This is a genomic window from Streptomyces sp. NRRL B-1140 (assembly GCF_001280065.1).
GTDB lineage: Bacteria > Actinomycetota > Actinomycetes > Streptomycetales > Streptomycetaceae > Streptomyces.
Genome location: NZ_LGEA01000091.1, coordinates 39,945 through 55,032 on the forward strand (window position 1 = coordinate 39,945; position 15,088 = coordinate 55,032).

14 protein-coding genes and 3 tRNA genes are annotated in these 15,088 nt (G+C 71.5%); 8 read left to right on the forward strand and 9 right to left on the reverse strand.

Going from position 1 to position 15,088, the window contains the following annotated elements:
* Positions 1-24: 24 nt before the first annotated feature.
* From ADK65_RS12055 to purS, 6 genes are all read right to left on the reverse strand, one after another.
* A complete protein-coding gene (locus tag ADK65_RS12055; protein WP_053669981.1) occupies positions 25-798 on the reverse strand; it encodes an META domain-containing protein in 774 nt (257 codons plus the stop codon).
* Between the two features lie 37 nt (positions 799-835).
* Positions 836-1,633: a maleylpyruvate isomerase family mycothiol-dependent enzyme gene (locus tag ADK65_RS12060; protein WP_053669982.1), complete on the reverse strand. Its 798-nt coding sequence runs from the start codon at positions 1,631-1,633 to the stop codon at positions 836-838.
* Between the two features lie 68 nt (positions 1,634-1,701).
* Positions 1,702-2,202 carry an ArsR/SmtB family transcription factor gene (locus ADK65_RS12065; RefSeq protein ID WP_053669983.1) on the reverse strand — a complete coding sequence of 167 codons (501 nt, stop codon included), beginning with the start codon at positions 2,200-2,202 and terminating at the stop codon, positions 1,702-1,704.
* Positions 2,203-2,309: 107 nt separating this feature from the next.
* Positions 2,310-4,568: a phosphoribosylformylglycinamidine synthase subunit PurL gene (gene purL, locus ADK65_RS12070; protein ID WP_053669984.1), complete on the reverse strand. Its 2,259-nt coding sequence runs from the start codon at positions 4,566-4,568 to the stop codon at positions 2,310-2,312.
* Positions 4,565-5,245, reverse strand: a complete 681-nt coding sequence (gene purQ, locus ADK65_RS12075) for a phosphoribosylformylglycinamidine synthase subunit PurQ (RefSeq protein ID WP_053669985.1) — start codon at positions 5,243-5,245, stop codon at positions 4,565-4,567. Before purQ ends, purL begins: the two co-directional genes overlap by 4 nt.
* Positions 5,242-5,505 carry a phosphoribosylformylglycinamidine synthase subunit PurS gene (gene purS, locus ADK65_RS12080; protein WP_053669986.1) on the reverse strand — a complete coding sequence of 88 codons (264 nt, stop codon included), beginning with the start codon at positions 5,503-5,505 and terminating at the stop codon, positions 5,242-5,244. The genes purQ and purS overlap by 4 nt, the downstream gene beginning before the upstream one ends.
* A gap of 267 nt (positions 5,506-5,772) precedes the next feature.
* On the opposite strand from purS, the gene ADK65_RS12085 reads away from it, so the two are divergent.
* From ADK65_RS12085 to ADK65_RS12120, 8 genes are all read left to right on the forward strand, one after another.
* The gene (locus ADK65_RS12085) at positions 5,773-6,090 is read left to right on the forward strand and encodes a histone-like nucleoid-structuring protein Lsr2 (RefSeq protein ID WP_053669987.1); all 318 of its coding nucleotides are present in this window, start codon (positions 5,773-5,775) and stop codon (positions 6,088-6,090) included.
* A 134-nt stretch (positions 6,091-6,224) separates the two neighbouring features.
* Positions 6,225-6,296 (forward strand) — tRNA-Gly (locus ADK65_RS12090).
* 81 nt (positions 6,297-6,377) lie between these two features.
* A tRNA-Gly gene (locus ADK65_RS12095) sits at positions 6,378-6,450 on the forward strand.
* Positions 6,451-6,579: 129 nt separating this feature from the next.
* A complete protein-coding gene (locus tag ADK65_RS12100; RefSeq protein ID WP_053669988.1) occupies positions 6,580-7,551 on the forward strand; it encodes an ABC transporter ATP-binding protein in 972 nt (323 codons plus the stop codon).
* Positions 7,548-8,351 carry an ABC transporter permease gene (locus tag ADK65_RS12105; RefSeq protein ID WP_053669989.1) on the forward strand — a complete coding sequence of 268 codons (804 nt, stop codon included), beginning with the start codon at positions 7,548-7,550 and terminating at the stop codon, positions 8,349-8,351. The genes ADK65_RS12100 and ADK65_RS12105 overlap by 4 nt, the downstream gene beginning before the upstream one ends.
* Positions 8,352-8,391: 40 nt before the next feature.
* A complete protein-coding gene (locus tag ADK65_RS12110; RefSeq protein WP_053669990.1) occupies positions 8,392-9,675 on the forward strand; it encodes a sensor histidine kinase in 1,284 nt (427 codons plus the stop codon).
* Positions 9,672-10,292 carry a response regulator transcription factor gene (locus tag ADK65_RS12115; protein WP_053669991.1) on the forward strand — a complete coding sequence of 207 codons (621 nt, stop codon included), beginning with the start codon at positions 9,672-9,674 and terminating at the stop codon, positions 10,290-10,292. The genes ADK65_RS12110 and ADK65_RS12115 overlap by 4 nt, the downstream gene beginning before the upstream one ends.
* A gap of 22 nt (positions 10,293-10,314) precedes the next feature.
* Positions 10,315-10,390, forward strand: a tRNA-Gly gene (locus tag ADK65_RS12120).
* A 42-nt stretch (positions 10,391-10,432) separates the two neighbouring features.
* Here the strand turns inward: ADK65_RS12120 and ADK65_RS12125 are convergent.
* The 3 genes from ADK65_RS12125 to ADK65_RS12135 form a co-directional block, all read right to left on the reverse strand.
* Complete coding sequence (locus ADK65_RS12125) at positions 10,433-11,332, reverse strand: phosphoribosylaminoimidazolesuccinocarboxamide synthase (protein WP_053669992.1); 900 nt, start codon at positions 11,330-11,332, stop codon at positions 10,433-10,435.
* A 69-nt stretch (positions 11,333-11,401) separates the two neighbouring features.
* Positions 11,402-12,877, reverse strand: coding sequence for a N,N-dimethylformamidase beta subunit family domain-containing protein (locus ADK65_RS12130; protein WP_053669993.1), 1,476 nt, complete (start codon positions 12,875-12,877; stop codon positions 11,402-11,404).
* Between the two features lie 261 nt (positions 12,878-13,138).
* The gene (locus ADK65_RS12135) at positions 13,139-15,061 is read right to left on the reverse strand and encodes a hypothetical protein (protein WP_107092270.1); all 1,923 of its coding nucleotides are present in this window, start codon (positions 15,059-15,061) and stop codon (positions 13,139-13,141) included.
* Positions 15,062-15,088: the final 27 nt, after the last annotated feature.

Sequence of the window (15,088 nt, forward strand, 5' to 3'; positions counted from 1 at the left end):
GGGGATACCGGACTTTCCGGTGGATCACCGCCCGGCGACCGCTCGCACAGTCGTACCGTTTTCGCTGGTCAGCGTAAGGGTTTGGTGATCGACTCCGTACTTCAGCTTTCCGTCGAAAAGACGCAGCAGCTTCTTCTCGGCGTCCATGAGTGAGTCTTCGCACATCATTCGGGTCGTGGCGGGTGGGCCGAGGGTGATATGGCCGTCGCGGACCGTGGCCTCGGCGTTCACCTTGTTGCAGCCGAGCTTGCCGGAGACGGTGTGCTTCTTCTCGTCGAAGGTGAGGTGGGCCCGGCCGTCGGCGCTCGGGGTCGTGACGGTCCACCTGGTACCGGCCAGCGGGGCGTCCTTCGCCTCGGTCAGGCGGACGGTGTCGCCCTCGCCGGTGGTGAGGGTGAGACGGTCGTCGTGCGTCTTCGCCGTCAGCTCCTGGTCGGAGAAGGCCTTCGCGAGCGTCGTCTCGAACCGGACGGGTGTGCCCTCGCAGGCCATCTCGGTGGCCCTGGTCCTGCCCAGCCGGACGCGGTCGCCGTCGACGGTGGCCTCGGCGCTGAAGTGGTTGCAGCCGAGGCTGCCCTCGGCCCGGCCCTTGTCGATGGTCACATGGGCGCCCGCCGGGGCCTTCTGTGTCCTGCCGTCCGTGGTGACGCTGTCCACGTTCCACCGCACACCGGTGATCGGCTTGCCGCCACCGACCGAGTCGCTGCCGCTGCCCGCCTTCTCGCCGCCGCAGGCCGCCAGGAGCGGGACGAGCATGGCGGCGGCCATCAGGGTCATGCGCTGCTTCTGCCTGTCCATGCCACTTCGACGGGCGAGCCGGGGGGATCGGTTCCCCTTATCGCATCAGGGGCAGGCACGCGGACAGGTCCGCCCGCTCCCCACTGGCGCTGACCTGGGCGTTCCGCAGGGCCTGCGCCCAATCCGTGCGTCCGGTCGCCAGCCGGATCCAGGTCAGCGGGTCCGTCTCCACGACGTTGGGCGGGGTGCCCCGGGTGTGCCGCGGCCCCGCCACGCACTGCACCACCGCGTACGGCGGCACCCGTACCTCCGTCGAGCCGCCGGGCGCCTTCGCGGCGAGGGCGTCGGCCAGGACGCGGGTGCAGGCGGCCAGGGCCTGACGGTCGTAGGGGATGTCCGGGCCGGGGACGGCGGCGTTGAGGTCGTCGGTGTGGACGACGAGTTCGACGGTGCGGGTGACGAGGTGGTCGGCGAGGGTCATGGCACCCGTCCGCGTGGCCAGGAGACGGGTGCCGGGGGCGTCCTCCAGCTTGGCGGCCAGGCGCTGCGCCGTCTCGGCGAACAGGGCGTCGAGGTCGGGGTGGGCCTCTGCCAGCCGACGGGTGCCGTCGTCGATGTCCCCGGCTCGGGCGGCCGTGGCGAAGGGCCAGTCGACGACGGTGAGCTCCGCTTTCGCGGGCTCCTCCCGGTCGAGGTTGCGGCTGACGCTCTCCACGGCCATGGTCACGTGGGCCGCGAGCTCCCGTACGGTCCAGTCGCCGAGCCGGGTGGGCAGGGCGAGCTGCTCGGGTGTGAGACCGGCGACAGCGGCCCGTATGTGCCCGAACTGGGTGAGCACCGCCGTGCGGATCTTGACCGGGTCGTAGCTGCGGGTGCGCTTCTTGGCCGGGGGCATGGGGGCCAGCCTAAGCGCGGCCTGTGACACCGGAACCGTCTCGACGGCCTCTCCGGCCCCCGGCCCGGCTACGGACGGGCCGTCGCCAGGGCCACCAGCAGCGGTACGACCCGCGCCGGCGGCACCTCGTAGCGGCCCCGGCCGGTGGTGTGCAGCCAGCCGGCGCCGGTGAGCTGGCGCAGGTGGTGGTAGATCTGGCCGGTAGTGCCGGTCTCGTCCAGATCGGCGAGTTCGGCGGCGGTGCGCCGTCCGGCGAGGATCTCGCGCAGGAGCCGGAGGCGGACCGGGTGGCCGAGGGCCGCGAACGACTCGGCGGTCGTCGTCCAGTCGTCGTCCAGCAGGTCCTCCGTGAGGAGGGTCATCTGCCAGGAGTACTCCTCGCCCGTCGAAAGGCCCACGGAGCCCGTGTAGAGGACACCGCCGTCGTCCGCTCCCGCCTCGGACAGCTGTTCCTTCAGCCCGTGCAGAGCCCAGTAGTCACCCCCGTCGATGCGAGGCCCGGGGCGCTGGGTGCCTTCCAGATCCGACAGCCGACGTTCGAGGTCGGCGACGCGCTGCTCCAGTTCCATTCCGCAGAAATTACGGAACTACGTAATAGTGCGCAAGAGGCCCGCCCGTCCGGGCACGGCGAAGCCCCCGCACCGGGTGGGCCGGGCGGGGGCTTCGGAGCGGTCGGCTACTTCAGCAGCGCCGGGATCGTGTTCTCGTGCGCCTCGCGCAGCTCGGCCAGGGAGAGCGCGAACTCGCCCTGTACGTCCACGGTGTCACCGTCCACGACACCGATGCGGGTGACCGGAAGGCCCCGCGCACCGCACATGTCGTTGAAGCGGACCTCCTCCGAGCGCGGTACGGCCACGACAGCGCGGCCCGCCGACTCGGAGAACAGGAAGGTGAAGGCGTCCAGACCGTCCGGGACGATCAGGCGGGCGCCCTTCCCCCCGAGCAGCGCCGACTCGACGACCGCCTGGATCAGACCGCCGTCCGACAGGTCGTGCGCGGAGTCGATCATGCCGTCGCGGGAGGCCGAGATCAGGATCTCGGCCAGCAGGCGCTCGCGCTCCAGGTCGACCTTCGGGGGCAGGCCGCCGAGGTGGTCGTGCACGACCTGGGACCAGGCCGAGCCGCCGAACTCCTCACGCGTGTCGCCGAGGAGGTAGAGCAGCTGCCCCTCCTCCTGGAAGGCGACGGGCGTGCGGCGGGCCACGTCGTCGATGACGCCGAGGACCGCGACGACCGGGGTCGGGTGGATGGCGGCCTCGCCCGTCTGGTTGTAGAGGGAGACGTTGCCGCCGGTCACCGGCGTGCCGAGCTGCAGGCAGCCGTCCGCCAGACCGCGCACGGCCTCCGCGAACTGCCACATCACCGCCGGGTCCTCGGGCGAGCCGAAGTTCAGGCAGTCGGAGACGGCCAGCGGCTTGGCACCGGTGGTGGCGACGTTGCGGTACGCCTCCGCCAGGGCCAGCTGGGCGCCGTGGTACGGGTCGAGCTTGGCGTACCGGCCGTTGCCGTCCGTGGCGATGGCCACGCCGAGGCCGGTCTCCTCGTCGATCCGGATCATGCCGGAGTCCTCGGGCTGGGCGAGGACGGTGTTGCCCTGCACGAAGTGGTCGTACTGGCTGGTGATCCAGGACTTGGAGGCCTGGTTCGGGGAGGAGACCAGCTTCAGGACCTGGTCCTTCAGCTCCTCGGACGTCGCCGGGCGCGGCAGCTTGTTCGCGTCGTCGGCCTGGAGCTCGTCCTGCCAGGACGGGCGGGCGTACGGGCGCTCGTAGACCGGGCCCTCGTGGGCGACCGTGCGCGGGTCGACGTCGACGATCTTGCCGCCGTGCCAGTAGATCTCGAGGCGGTCGCCGTCGGTCACCTCACCGATGACGGTGGCGATGACGTCCCACTTGTCGCAGATCTCCAGGAAGCGGTCGACCTTCTCCGGCTCGACGACCGCGCACATGCGTTCCTGCGACTCGCTCATGAGGATTTCCTCGGGCGAGAGCGTGGAGTCGCGCAGCGGGACGTCGTCCAGGGTGACGCGCATGCCGCCGGAGCCGTTGGACGCCAGCTCGCTCGTCGCGCAGGACAGACCCGCCGCGCCGAGGTCCTGGATGCCGACGACCAGCTTCTCGGCGAAGGCCTCCAGGGTGCACTCGATGAGGAGCTTCTCCTGGAAGGGGTCACCGACCTGGACGGCCGGGCGCTTGGAGGGCTTGGCGTCGTCGAAGGTCTCGGAGGCCAGGATCGAGGCGCCGCCGATGCCGTCGCCGCCGGTCCGGGCCCCGTACAGGATGACCTTGTTGCCCGCGCCGGACGCCTTCGCGAGGTGGATGTCCTCGTGCCGCATCACACCGATGGCACCGGCGTTGACCAGCGGGTTGCCCTGGTAGCAGGCGTCGAAGACGACCTCGCCGCCGATGTTGGGCAGGCCCAGGCAGTTGCCGTAGCCCCCGATGCCCGCGACGACGCCCGGCAGGACGCGCTTGGTGTCGGGGTGGTCGGCGGCGCCGAAGCGCAGCGGGTCGACGACGGCGACCGGGCGGGCACCCATCGCGATGATGTCGCGGACGATGCCGCCGACACCCGTGGCCGCGCCCTGGTAGGGCTCGACGTAGGAGGGGTGGTTGTGCGACTCGACCTTGAAGGTGACCGCGTAGCCCTGGCCGACGTCGACGACACCGGCGTTCTCGCCGATGCCGACGAGCATCGCGTCGGACTCGGGGGCCTTCTCGCCGAACTGGCGCAGGTGGACCTTGCTGCTCTTGTACGAGCAGTGCTCCGACCACATCACCGAGTACATGGCGAGCTCGGCCCCGGTGGGCCGGCGGCCGAGGATCTCCACGACCCGCTCGTACTCGTCCTTCTTCAGGCCCAGTTCGGCCCAGGGCAGCTCGACGTCGGGGGTCGCGGCCGCGTGCTCGACCGTGTCCAGAGGCGTCCGGCTCATGCGTTGACCAGCTTCTTGAGGATCGAGGTGAAGAACGGGAGGCCGTCGGTGCGGCCGGTGCCGATCAGCGGCTCGACGGCGTGCTCGGGGTGCGGCATGACGCCGACCACGTTGCCGGCCTCGTTGGTGACGCCGGCGATGTCGCGCTGCGAGCCGTTGGGGTTGAAGTCGAGGTACCGGAAGGCGACGCGGCCCTCGGCCTCCAGCCGGTCGAGCGTGTACGCGTCGGCGACGTACTGCCCGTCGTTGTTCTTCAGCGGGATGTGGATCTCCTGGCCGGCCGAGTAGTCGGTGGTCCAGGCGGTCTCGGCGTTCTCCACCCGCAGCTTCTGGTCACGGCAGATGAAGTGCAGGTGGTCGTTGCGCAGCATCGTGCCCGGCAGCAGGTGGGCCTCGGTGAGGATCTGGAAGCCGTTGCAGATGCCGAGCACCGGCAGACCCGCCTTCGCCTGTTCCAGCAGGGGCTCCATCACCGGCGAGAAACGGGCGATGGCCCCGGCGCGCAGATAGTCGCCGTAGGAGAAACCACCGCACAGCACCACGGCGTCGACCTGCTTGAGGTCCTTGTCCTTGTGCCAGAGGGCGACCGGCTCGGCGCCGGCGACGCGGATCGCGCGCTGGGTGTCACGGTCGTCCAGGCTGCCGGGAAAAGTGACGACGCCGATACGAGCGGTCACTTCGCGGCCTCCGCGACTTCCTCGACCCGGATCGTGAAGTCCTCGATCACGGTGTTCGCGAGGAAGGACTCCGCAAGATCATGAATGCGGGCGAGGGCGGCCTCGTCGACCGGCCCGTCAACTTCCAGTTCGAAACGCTTTCCCTGGCGGACGTCCGAGATCCCCTCGAAACCCAGCCGCGGCAGTGCGCGCTGCACCGCCTGGCCCTGGGGGTCGAGGATCTCCGGCTTGAGCATGACGTCGACTACGACGCGTGCCACTGGCACTCCCGGTGTGTGGTGCTGAGCAGGTTCCTTCAGACTACCCGCACAAAATTTCTACGCGCGTTGACTTGTAGGAAACTACGTGACCGTCATCACGATCCGGCATCGACGGACCCACACGCGAAATTTTCGGGAAAGATTCCGGATCGACACCCGGAACCTATTGCCTTCGGACACGCGGAAGGATTTAGTCGGGCTTCACAATGTATTGCCAGGCGCTGTACAAATAAATTGGCATAGTGCCGCATGAAGGGACCGATATTCGTGGCGCAGAAGGTCGTGGTCACTCTCTCTGACGACATCGACGGCTCGGAAGCGGCGGAAACGATCGCCTTCGGACTGGACGGCAAGTCGTACGAGATCGACCTGAGCGAAGGCAACGCCGGAGAACTGCGGAAGGCGCTGGCGCCGTACGTGGAGGCCGGCCGCAAGCGGTCCCGGTCGGGCAGGGCGTACCGGCAGACGGAGGTCGCCCCCGACCCGTCGGCCGTGCGCGCCTGGGCGCAGGCCAACAAGATGGAGGTCCCCGCGCGCGGGCGCATCCCCAAGAAGGTCTACGAGGCGTTCACCGCCGCGCAGTGACGGTCCGTCGAGCCCGGACCGATGCCCGGTCACCCGCCCCTCGCAACAGCCGACTTGCGCAGCACCCCGGCCGATCAGCTAGAGTCTGGAACACGCCGAGGGGCGAGGCCGAAAGGCCCGGCTCACGGATACATGCGGGTGTAGTTCAGTAGTAGAACATCCCCCTTCCAGGGGGAAGGCGCAGTGTGCGATTCCTGTCACCCGCTCTGCATCGCCATACCGACCACTGTCGTGGATCAGGTAGGCTGGTGCCCGCACCGATCGGTGAAAGCCGGTCGGGAGCACATGCGGACGTAGCTCAGTTGGTAGAGCGCAACCTTGCCAAGGTTGAGGTCGCGAGTTCGAGCCTCGTCGTCCGCTCGGGAATGAGACCCCGGTCCTGATGGACCGGGGTCTTTTCGTGTCCCCTGATGTCCGCCTGACATTTGTCATGCCGAGTGATGACAGCGCGCACTGCTTCCGGGCGCGCACGGCCGGGACGCTTGAATCATGGAGACCAACGGACACGAACACGTGATTGAGGTCACTGACCTGCGGCGTGTGTACGGGGGCGGGTTCGAGGCGGTGCGAGGAATCAGCTTTTCCGTCCGACGCGGCGAGATCTTCGCCCTGCTCGGCACCAATGGCGCGGGCAAGACGTCGACCGTCGAACTGCTGGAGGGACTCGCACGGCCGGCCGGCGGGCGGGTACGCGTCCTCGGACACGACCCGTACACCGACCGGGCCGCCGTACGGCCCCGCACCGGCGTGATGCTGCAGGAAGGCGGCTTCCCCTCCGAGCTCACCGTCGCGGAGACCGCCCGGATGTGGGCGGGCTGCGTGAGCGGGGCCCGGCCCCCGGCGGAGGTACTGGCGCTGGTGGGCCTGGAGTCCAAGGCCGGCACCCGGGTCAAGCAGCTGTCCGGCGGCCAGCGGCGCCGCCTCGACCTGGCGCTCGCCCTGCTCGGCGAACCCGAGGTGCTCTTCCTCGACGAGCCCTCCACCGGGCTGGACGCGGAAGGCCGCCGGGCCACCTGGGAGTTGGTGAGCGCGCTGCGCGACCGCGGCACGACGGTACTGCTGACCACGCACTACCTGGAGGAGGCTGAGCACCTCGCCGACCGGCTCGCGATCATGCACAAGGGCCGGATCGCCACCACCGGCACCCCGGCCGAGGTGACCGCCGAGCAGCCGTCGCGGATCTCCTTCGAGCTGCCCGACGGCTACTTCGTCGGCGATCTGCCGCCGCTCGGCGAACTCGGCGTGACCAGCCACGAGAGCGCCGGCCGGACCGTCCGCCTGCGCACCCATGACCTGCAGCGCACGGCCACCGCACTGCTGGTGTGGGCCGAGCGGGCCCGGGTCGGGCTGAACCGCCTGGACGTGCGCTCGGCCTCCCTGGAAGAGGCGTTCCTCGGCATCGCCGAGAACGTCTCCGCCGAGCGGACCGACGGCATGACGACGAAGGAGTACGCGGCATGAGCGCCATCCGCACGACGCCCCGCCCGGCAGCGGCGGCGACGACCCCGCTGAGCCGGATGACCTCGCTCGCCCGCGCCGAACTGACCCTGCTCGGACGGACCCGGGGCGCGCTCGTCGCCGCGCTGTTCGTGCCGCTGGTGATGCCGGTCAGTGTGCGGTCGGCGGCGGAGGAGATGGACCTCGCCGGGGCGGGCCTGGACACCGGCACGCTGGTGCTGCCCGCCGCGGTCGGCTTCTCCCTGCTGTTCGCCGTGTACTCGGTGCTCGTCGGCGTGTTCGTCGTCCGGCGCGAGGAACTCGTCCTCAAGCGGTTGCGCACCGGTGAGCTGCGGGACGTAGAGATCCTGGCCGGCTCCGCGCTGCCGGCCGCCCTCACCGGCCTGGCGCAGTGCCTGCTGCTGACGGCGGGCTGCGTCGCGCTGCTGGACCTCTCCGCGCCCTCGGCGCCCCATCTGGCCGTCCTGGGCCTGCTGTTGGGGCTCGTGATGTGCGCCGCCCTCGCCGCGGCCACCGCGAGTTTCACCCGGACCGGCGAGAGCGCCCAGGCCACACCCATGCCGCTGCTGCTGGTCTCGATGATCGGCTCCGGCATGTTCTGGCCGCTGGAGCTGATGCCGGACCGGGTGGCCTCCGTGTGCGAGCTGCTGCCCCTGACACCCGTCGTCACGCTGGTGCGCGGCGGCTGGACCGGGAGCCTCTCCGCCTACGAGGCGCTGGGCGCCTTCGCGACCGCCGTGGCCTGGATCCTCGTCGCGGTGTTTGCTGTACGACGGTGGTTCCGCTGGGAACCGCGGCGCTGACCGACGACCGCGGCGCCGAACGAGGGGGAGTGACGGGCCGATGCGCATGCCGGGCAGGTGGTGGCGGCACAAGAACACACCGCAGAAGGTCGAGACGTACACACGGTGGTCGTTCCACCTCTTCGCGGTGATGGAGTTCTTCTCCGTCGGGCTCACGTCCGTGGCCCCGCTCGGGGTGCGGCTGGGCAGCGCCGCCATGCTGGTGGTGGCCGTGCACGCCGCCCTCTGCTTCGTGACCGTGTCCCGGGCGATCGACTGGACGCGCGGCCGCAGGCCTCAGCCCACCGGCCTGATGGGGTCGCTGGGCGCCGTCACCGCCGTGATCGCCGTGGCCGCGCTCGCCCTCGCCGAGTACGGACCCGACGGCGAGGAGGTCGCCACCGCCGCCGGTGGGATCTGCGGAGTGATCCTGATCTTCGGTCCCGGCATCATCGCGCTCGGCGTCCGCTCCCGGCGGCGCGCGTTCGGCATCTCGGGCGGTTTCGCTGCAGGCACCCTGGTGGTGACCCTGGCGCTCGGCGCCCCCGTGCTCACGGCGCTCTTCACGTCTCTGATCGTGCTGATCGGCGGCGTGTTCATCACCTTCACGGCCGTCTTCTCGGTGTGGCTGCTGAACGCCGTCTACGAGCTCGACGAGGCCCGCGAGACCCGGGCCCGGCTCGCCGTCGCCGAGGAGCGGCTGCGGTTCGGGAGGGATCTGCACGACGTCATGGGGCGCAACCTCGCCGTGATCGCCCTCAAGAGCGAGCTGGCCGTGCAGCTCGCCCAGCGGGGGCGGCCCGAGGCCGTGCCGCAGATGGTCGAGGTGCAGCGGCTGGCGCAGGAGTCGCAGCGGGAGGTGCGGGACGTCGTGCGCGGCTACCGGGAGGCCGACCTCGGCTCGGAACTCGCCGGTGCGCAAGGGGTGCTGGCGGCGGCCGGCATCGACTGCACGGTCGGCGGCGTGCCGTCGGCCGGCCTGCCGCCCGCCGTGCAGTCCGCCCTGGGATGGGTGGTGCGGGAGGCCGCGACCAATGTGCTGCGGCACGGGGACGCGCAACGGTGTGACGTGCGACTAGAGGTGATGGAGGGGCGGGTGGTGTTGTCCGTGGAGAACGACGGGGTGAGCGAAGCGGGCGCGAAGTCCGGGTCCGGCCCGTCCGGCTCGGGACTCGCCGGGCTGCGGGAGCGGCTGGCGAAGACCGACGGGACGCTCGAGGCCGGACCCGTGGGACGGGGACTGTTCCGGCTGACGGCGGAGATCCCGCTGCCGTCGCCGTCCACCGCTTCCGGCGCTCCCCCGGCCGCCGTCACGGCGCGTTCCGTGAGCGAGGTCACCTCATGACGGCCGTGGAGCCCGTCCGGCTGCTGCTCGCCGACGACGAGCACCTCATCCGTGGGGCCCTCGCCGCGCTGCTGTCCCTGGAGGACGACCTCGTCGTGGTCGCCGAGGCGGCCACCGGGCCCGAGGCGATGGCGATGGCCCGGGCGCACCGCCCCGACGTCGCCGTGCTGGATCTCCAGATGCCCGGGGCCGACGGTGTGAAGGTCGCCACATCCCTGCGGTCCGAACTGCCCGGCTGCAAGGTGCTCATCGTCACCAGTCATGGGCGGCCCGGGCACCTGAAGCGGGCGCTGCAGGCCGGGGTGCGCGGCTTCGTGCCGAAGACCGTGAGCGCGCAGCGGCTCGCGGAGCTCATCCGGAGCCTGCACGCCGGGAACCGTTACGTCGACCCGGAGTTGGCCGCCGACGCGATCGCCGCCGGTGACTCGCCGCTGACCGCGCGGGAGGCGGAGGTCCTGGAACTCGCCGCCGACGGGGCACCCGTCGCGGAGATCGCCGAGCGGGCCGCGCTGTCGCAGGGCACCGTGCGGAACTATCTGTCGTCGGCCGCCTCGAAGCTCGGTGCGGAGAACCGGCATGCGGCGGTACGGCTCGCACGGGAGCGAGGTTGGGTATAGTGGTTCTCGCGCCACGGCGCATGCGAACGTAGCTCAGTTGGTAGAGCGCAACCTTGCCAAGGTTGAGGTCGCGAGTTCGAACCTCGTCGTTCGCTCCAGTGAGAAGCCCCCCGGCTCAGGACGGGGGGCTTCTTCGTGTCCTACGACCAGCTCGTGCCGGTCAGGCGCTCGTACGCCTCGACGTACTTGGCGCGGGTGGCGTCGACGACCTGCTGGGGCAGGGCGGGCGGGGGCTGCTCGCTCCCCCGGTCCCAGCCGGACTCCGCCGACGTCAGCCAGTCGCGGACGAACTGCTTGTCGTACGACGGCTGCGCGCGGCCCGGCTGCCACTGGTCGGCCGGCCAGAAGCGGGAGGAGTCCGCGGTGAGGACCTCGTCCGCGAGGACCAGGTCGTCCCCCTCGAAACCGAACTCGAACTTCGTGTCCGCGAGGATGATGCCCCGCTCCCGGGCGATGTCCCGGCCCCGCGAGTAGACCGCGAGGGTCGCCTGGCGCAGCCGGGCCGCGGTGTCCGCGCCGACCTGGCGGGCGACCTCCTCGTAGGAGACGTTCTCGTCGTGCTCGCCGACCTCGGCCTTGGTGGCCGGGGTGAAGATCGGGGCGGGCAGTTCGCTGCCGTCGGTCAGGCCCTCGGGGAGGGCGAGGCCGCAGACCGTGCGGGTCTCGTTGTACTCGGCGAGGCCCGAGCCGGTGAGGTAGCCACGGGCCACGCACTCCACGGGGACCATCCGCAGCGACTTGCAGATCAGCGTGCGGCCCGCCCAGTCGGCGGGGGCGCCGTCGGGCAGCTCCGTGCTCAGGACGTGGTTCGGGACCAGGTCGGCGAGCCGGTCGAACCACCACAGGGACAGCTGGGTGAGGATCCGGCCCTTGTCGGGGATCTCGGTCGGCAGCACCCAGTCGTAGGCGGACATGCGGTCGCTGGCGACCATCACGAGGTCGCCCGCCTCGTTGCGGTACAGCTCGCGCACCTTGCCGGTGTGCAGATGCACCAGGCCCGGAACCTGGATCGGCTCGGGCTTTTCTACGAATCCGGACACGGTTCCTCCCCGTGGTTCTGTCCCAGTGGCTCGATTCTCCCGTATCCGAGCTTGATCACGGACAGTGGGTCAGTCGCGTTTGCAGATGCGGTCCAGAAGATTGGCGGTGGCGCGCTGGACACGCTCGTCGACGTGTCCGGGACGGTCCAGGGCCGGGGACCAGGCGAACGTTCCTGCTGCGAAGACCCAGGCGCCCGAGGGAGCGCGGTACAGGGACGTCTCCTGGTGGCGCGGAGCCCCGTCCTTGCCGGTGTACGGGGAGTGGGCGAGCAGGACGCGTTCCTCGTGCTCGGGCAGCGGGGTGCGCGGGAAGTAGCGGTCGGCCTCGCCGGCCACCAGGTTCTCGATCCCGTCGCCCTCGTGCGCCCCGGTGGCCTCCCACAGCCAGTGCCCGGCGTTGCGCACGATCAGCGGGTGCGGCTCGGGGACCGGCCCGGCGTACTGGATGCCCAGGAGCTGCTGTTCCGCCCGGTCGATCTCCCGCCACAGCACCGGCTTGCCCGGGCCCCGGCGCTTGCGGCAGGTCAGCAGCCGGTCGGGCACGCCGGAGGGGGAGGGGCCCAGTTCCACCTGCCAGTACATCGAGTTGGCGGAGAGGAAGACCAGCGAGGTGCCGGCGTCGCGGGCGAGCTCCACGGTGGTGCGCATGGCGGCCGACCAGTACTCGTCGTGGCCCGGGAAGATCAGACCGCGGTAGCGGGTGGGGTCGACGCGGCCCGCGTGCAGGTCACTGGCGTCGGCGTAGGCCACGTCGTAGCCGTAGCGCTCGGCCCAGCGGATGAAGTCATAGGCGTGCCCGACGTGGAGGGGGAGGCCCGCGCCCGCGTACGGGCGGTCGAAGGAGACCGTCGTGGCCGCCTCGGACTCGCCGAGCAGCCGGCCGTTCTCGTCCCAGGCGTGGTAGAGGCTGGCGCCCGTGCGCCCGTCCTCCGGGTAGAGGTTGTACGCCTGCCAGGTGACGTCGGGCAGCACGAGCAGCAGGTCGGCGCTCTGGTCGTGCCGGACGGTGAAGGGGACGTGGGAGCGGTAGCCGTCGGCGGTGGTGAGGACGGCGACATACGCGCCGATGTTCCAGTACGAGGGGATCTGCAGCCGCCAGGACAGCCACCAGTGGTGGCAGGAGACCGTACGGTCCGCGGTGAGCGGGGCGGGCTGGACGATGCCGGAGAGCCGCGGGCTCGTGGTGATCTTCGCGGCGCCGTCACCGCCGTAGTGGCCGATGCGGTAGATGTCGACGGCGAACTGCTGCGGCGGGTCGACGGTGATGTGGAAGTCGATGGCCTCGCCGGGCGCGACCGCGCCGGTGGAGGTGAAGCCCTTGATCTGACGGTGGACGTCGTCGGCCGCGCGGGGGCCGCCCGAGCGGCTGCCCTTCTTCGACGGGTGGGGGGTGTCCTGGTCCACGTACCAGGGGACGACCTGGCCCGAGTCGTCGAAGTAGGTCACATTGCCGCGCAGCCACGGAACGGGGCCCTGCCCGAAGGGATCCGTCACGGCATGCGCCAGCGCTCCCGACTCCCAGCGGCGGATCTGGTCCGAACCCATGAGTGCTTCCCCTCCCCTTGGCCCCCGTGGTGATGCGTGCCGGTGTGGTGCGAACCGGTGCGGTGTGTGCCGGTGCGGTTCTGCGGCGCCGGCGGTTCCCCCGTGGTGTCTGTGGTGCGTGCGACAGCCTGTGCTTATGTGCTTGTCGTATGTCACTCGCTCTTGCCATGCACGCGAACGGTCCAAGCACATCACATAAAGCACGCACTTCGTCACTGTTCGTTTCGAATTGGCCAGAACCGGAAGCACGGGCTCCGGCGGTCAGCCCAGACGGACCGGCTTCTCCGGGCGTATGCCGAGCTGGGAGAGCCAGAGCCGCAGGGGGGTGGCGTCGCCGTCCTCGATGAGCGTCAGGACCTTGGGGGCCAGATCGGCCGTGCGCTCGCCGTCCACGAGGAGGGTCGGGCCGTCCAGCCAGTCCAGGCCCGGGGTCGCACCGGCGGTGTCCATCGCCGCGCAGCAGACCATCGCGGTGAGGTGGTCGGCGAGCAGCTCCCGGGCGGTGCGCGGGGGCTGGAGGGGGAAGAGAGGCAGGGCCCGGTCGTCCCAGAGGGCCGCGAGATCGGTGGTGGGGGACGGCGAGACCGCCGTCGGCGGGGAGGGAGCGGCTTCTTCCCTGGCCAATTCGGCGCTGAGCCGGGCGGCGAGGGTGGCGCTGGGGGCCGTCGTACCCAAGAGGTCCTCGTCGTCGAGAGGATCCGGTGTGGCGCCGGTGCCCGGGATGGTGCTGTTGGTGCCGGTGGTGCCTTCGGGGCCGGGCTCCGGTGTGCCGGGGGCTTCGGGCGGTGCGGTGTGGGGTCTGGAACCGGCCGGGTGCGGTGCCGGCTGCCCTGTCGGGTCCGCTGTCGGATCCGCCGCGGGGCTGCCGGCTCCGGCGGTCCCGGCCGTACCCGCCGGGCCCGCCGGGTCCGTCTCCGTGAGGTGGTCGAGGACGCGGGACAGGGTCGGGGCGTCGGTGGCGGAGGCCGTGGGGCCGGGGGCGGGGCGGACGCCCATCGCGTCCAGGACGCGGTGGAGCCGGGCCGCGTCCAGGCGCCACTTGCGGTCCACGACCTCGTCCGGATATTCGCTCCAGTCCACCGGCGACCAGTCGGGCCCGGGCCCCGCGGGGCCGCCGTGGAAGAGACGGGCCGCGAGCAGGGAGGCGGCTTCGTCGACCGTGCCCGGCTCCTCCAGCAGGTCGCAGGCCGGCCGCTCGCCCAGCCGCGACGCGAAGCCCTCGGCCAGGCGGTCCCGCCGGGACAGCTCCGTGAGTGCGGCGACCACACCGGCGTCCAGCCGGGACGGCCAGCGGCCCATCCGCCAGGCGGGCAGCGCGACCCGCGTGAGCAGCCGGTCCCAGCCCGCGTAGGCCAGCCCCACCTGCTCCTGGGCCACGATCCGCAGCCCGTAATCCACAGCCTGTGCACGCTCCGCGGCCGCGGCCGCCACCCCCCGCTCCATCTCCGCGGCATGGATGCGGCAGCCGCGCAGCAGAAGCCGGGCCACCCGGCCGACCCCGGCGAGCACCGCCCGCGACACCGGGTCGCGGCGGGGCGCCGACGCCACGGCCACCGCGGCGTCCAGGCCCCGGACGAAGCGCCGGGCGGCGGCTATGTCCGGGTGGGCCGAGGGCCCCGTACCGGCGATGACCGGGGCGAGGACCGCGCGCAGCTCACCGACCCGCATCCACCACAGGAACGGGGAGCCGATGACGAGCACCGGCGCGACGGGCTGCCGGCGGTGTGGCTGCTTGCCCGCTCCCGCTATGTCCCGGTGCTCCTCGACCGGCGGCGGGGCCTGGGACGGGTGGGTACGGTCCTCCAGCCAGCTGTCGCAGTCCGGGGTGAGCGCTATCGCGGAGGGCGCGGGGACGTCGAGGCGGTCGGCGAGGTCGCGCACCATCCGGTACAGGTCGGGGGCCGCCTCCTCGGTGACCGGGACGGTCGGGCTCATGGCGGGCCGGGCCCGGGCGACGACCAGGGCGATCCCGGCCGCGGCGAGCAGCACGAGGGCCGCGGCCGGTGTCGCGACAGCCCGGGCCGCGTCCCAGCCGGGGCCCTCCAGGCGGTCACCGGCGGCGCCCGCGAGCAGGATCACGGCGACGGCGGCCGGCAGCAGGGCGACGGCCAGGGCACGGCTGCGGATGCGCAGCACGGCCAGTGCGCGTGCCCGCGCGACCTGCGCGCCCACTTCCACACCCATTCCGGTCACGACCGACCTCACCCCCTC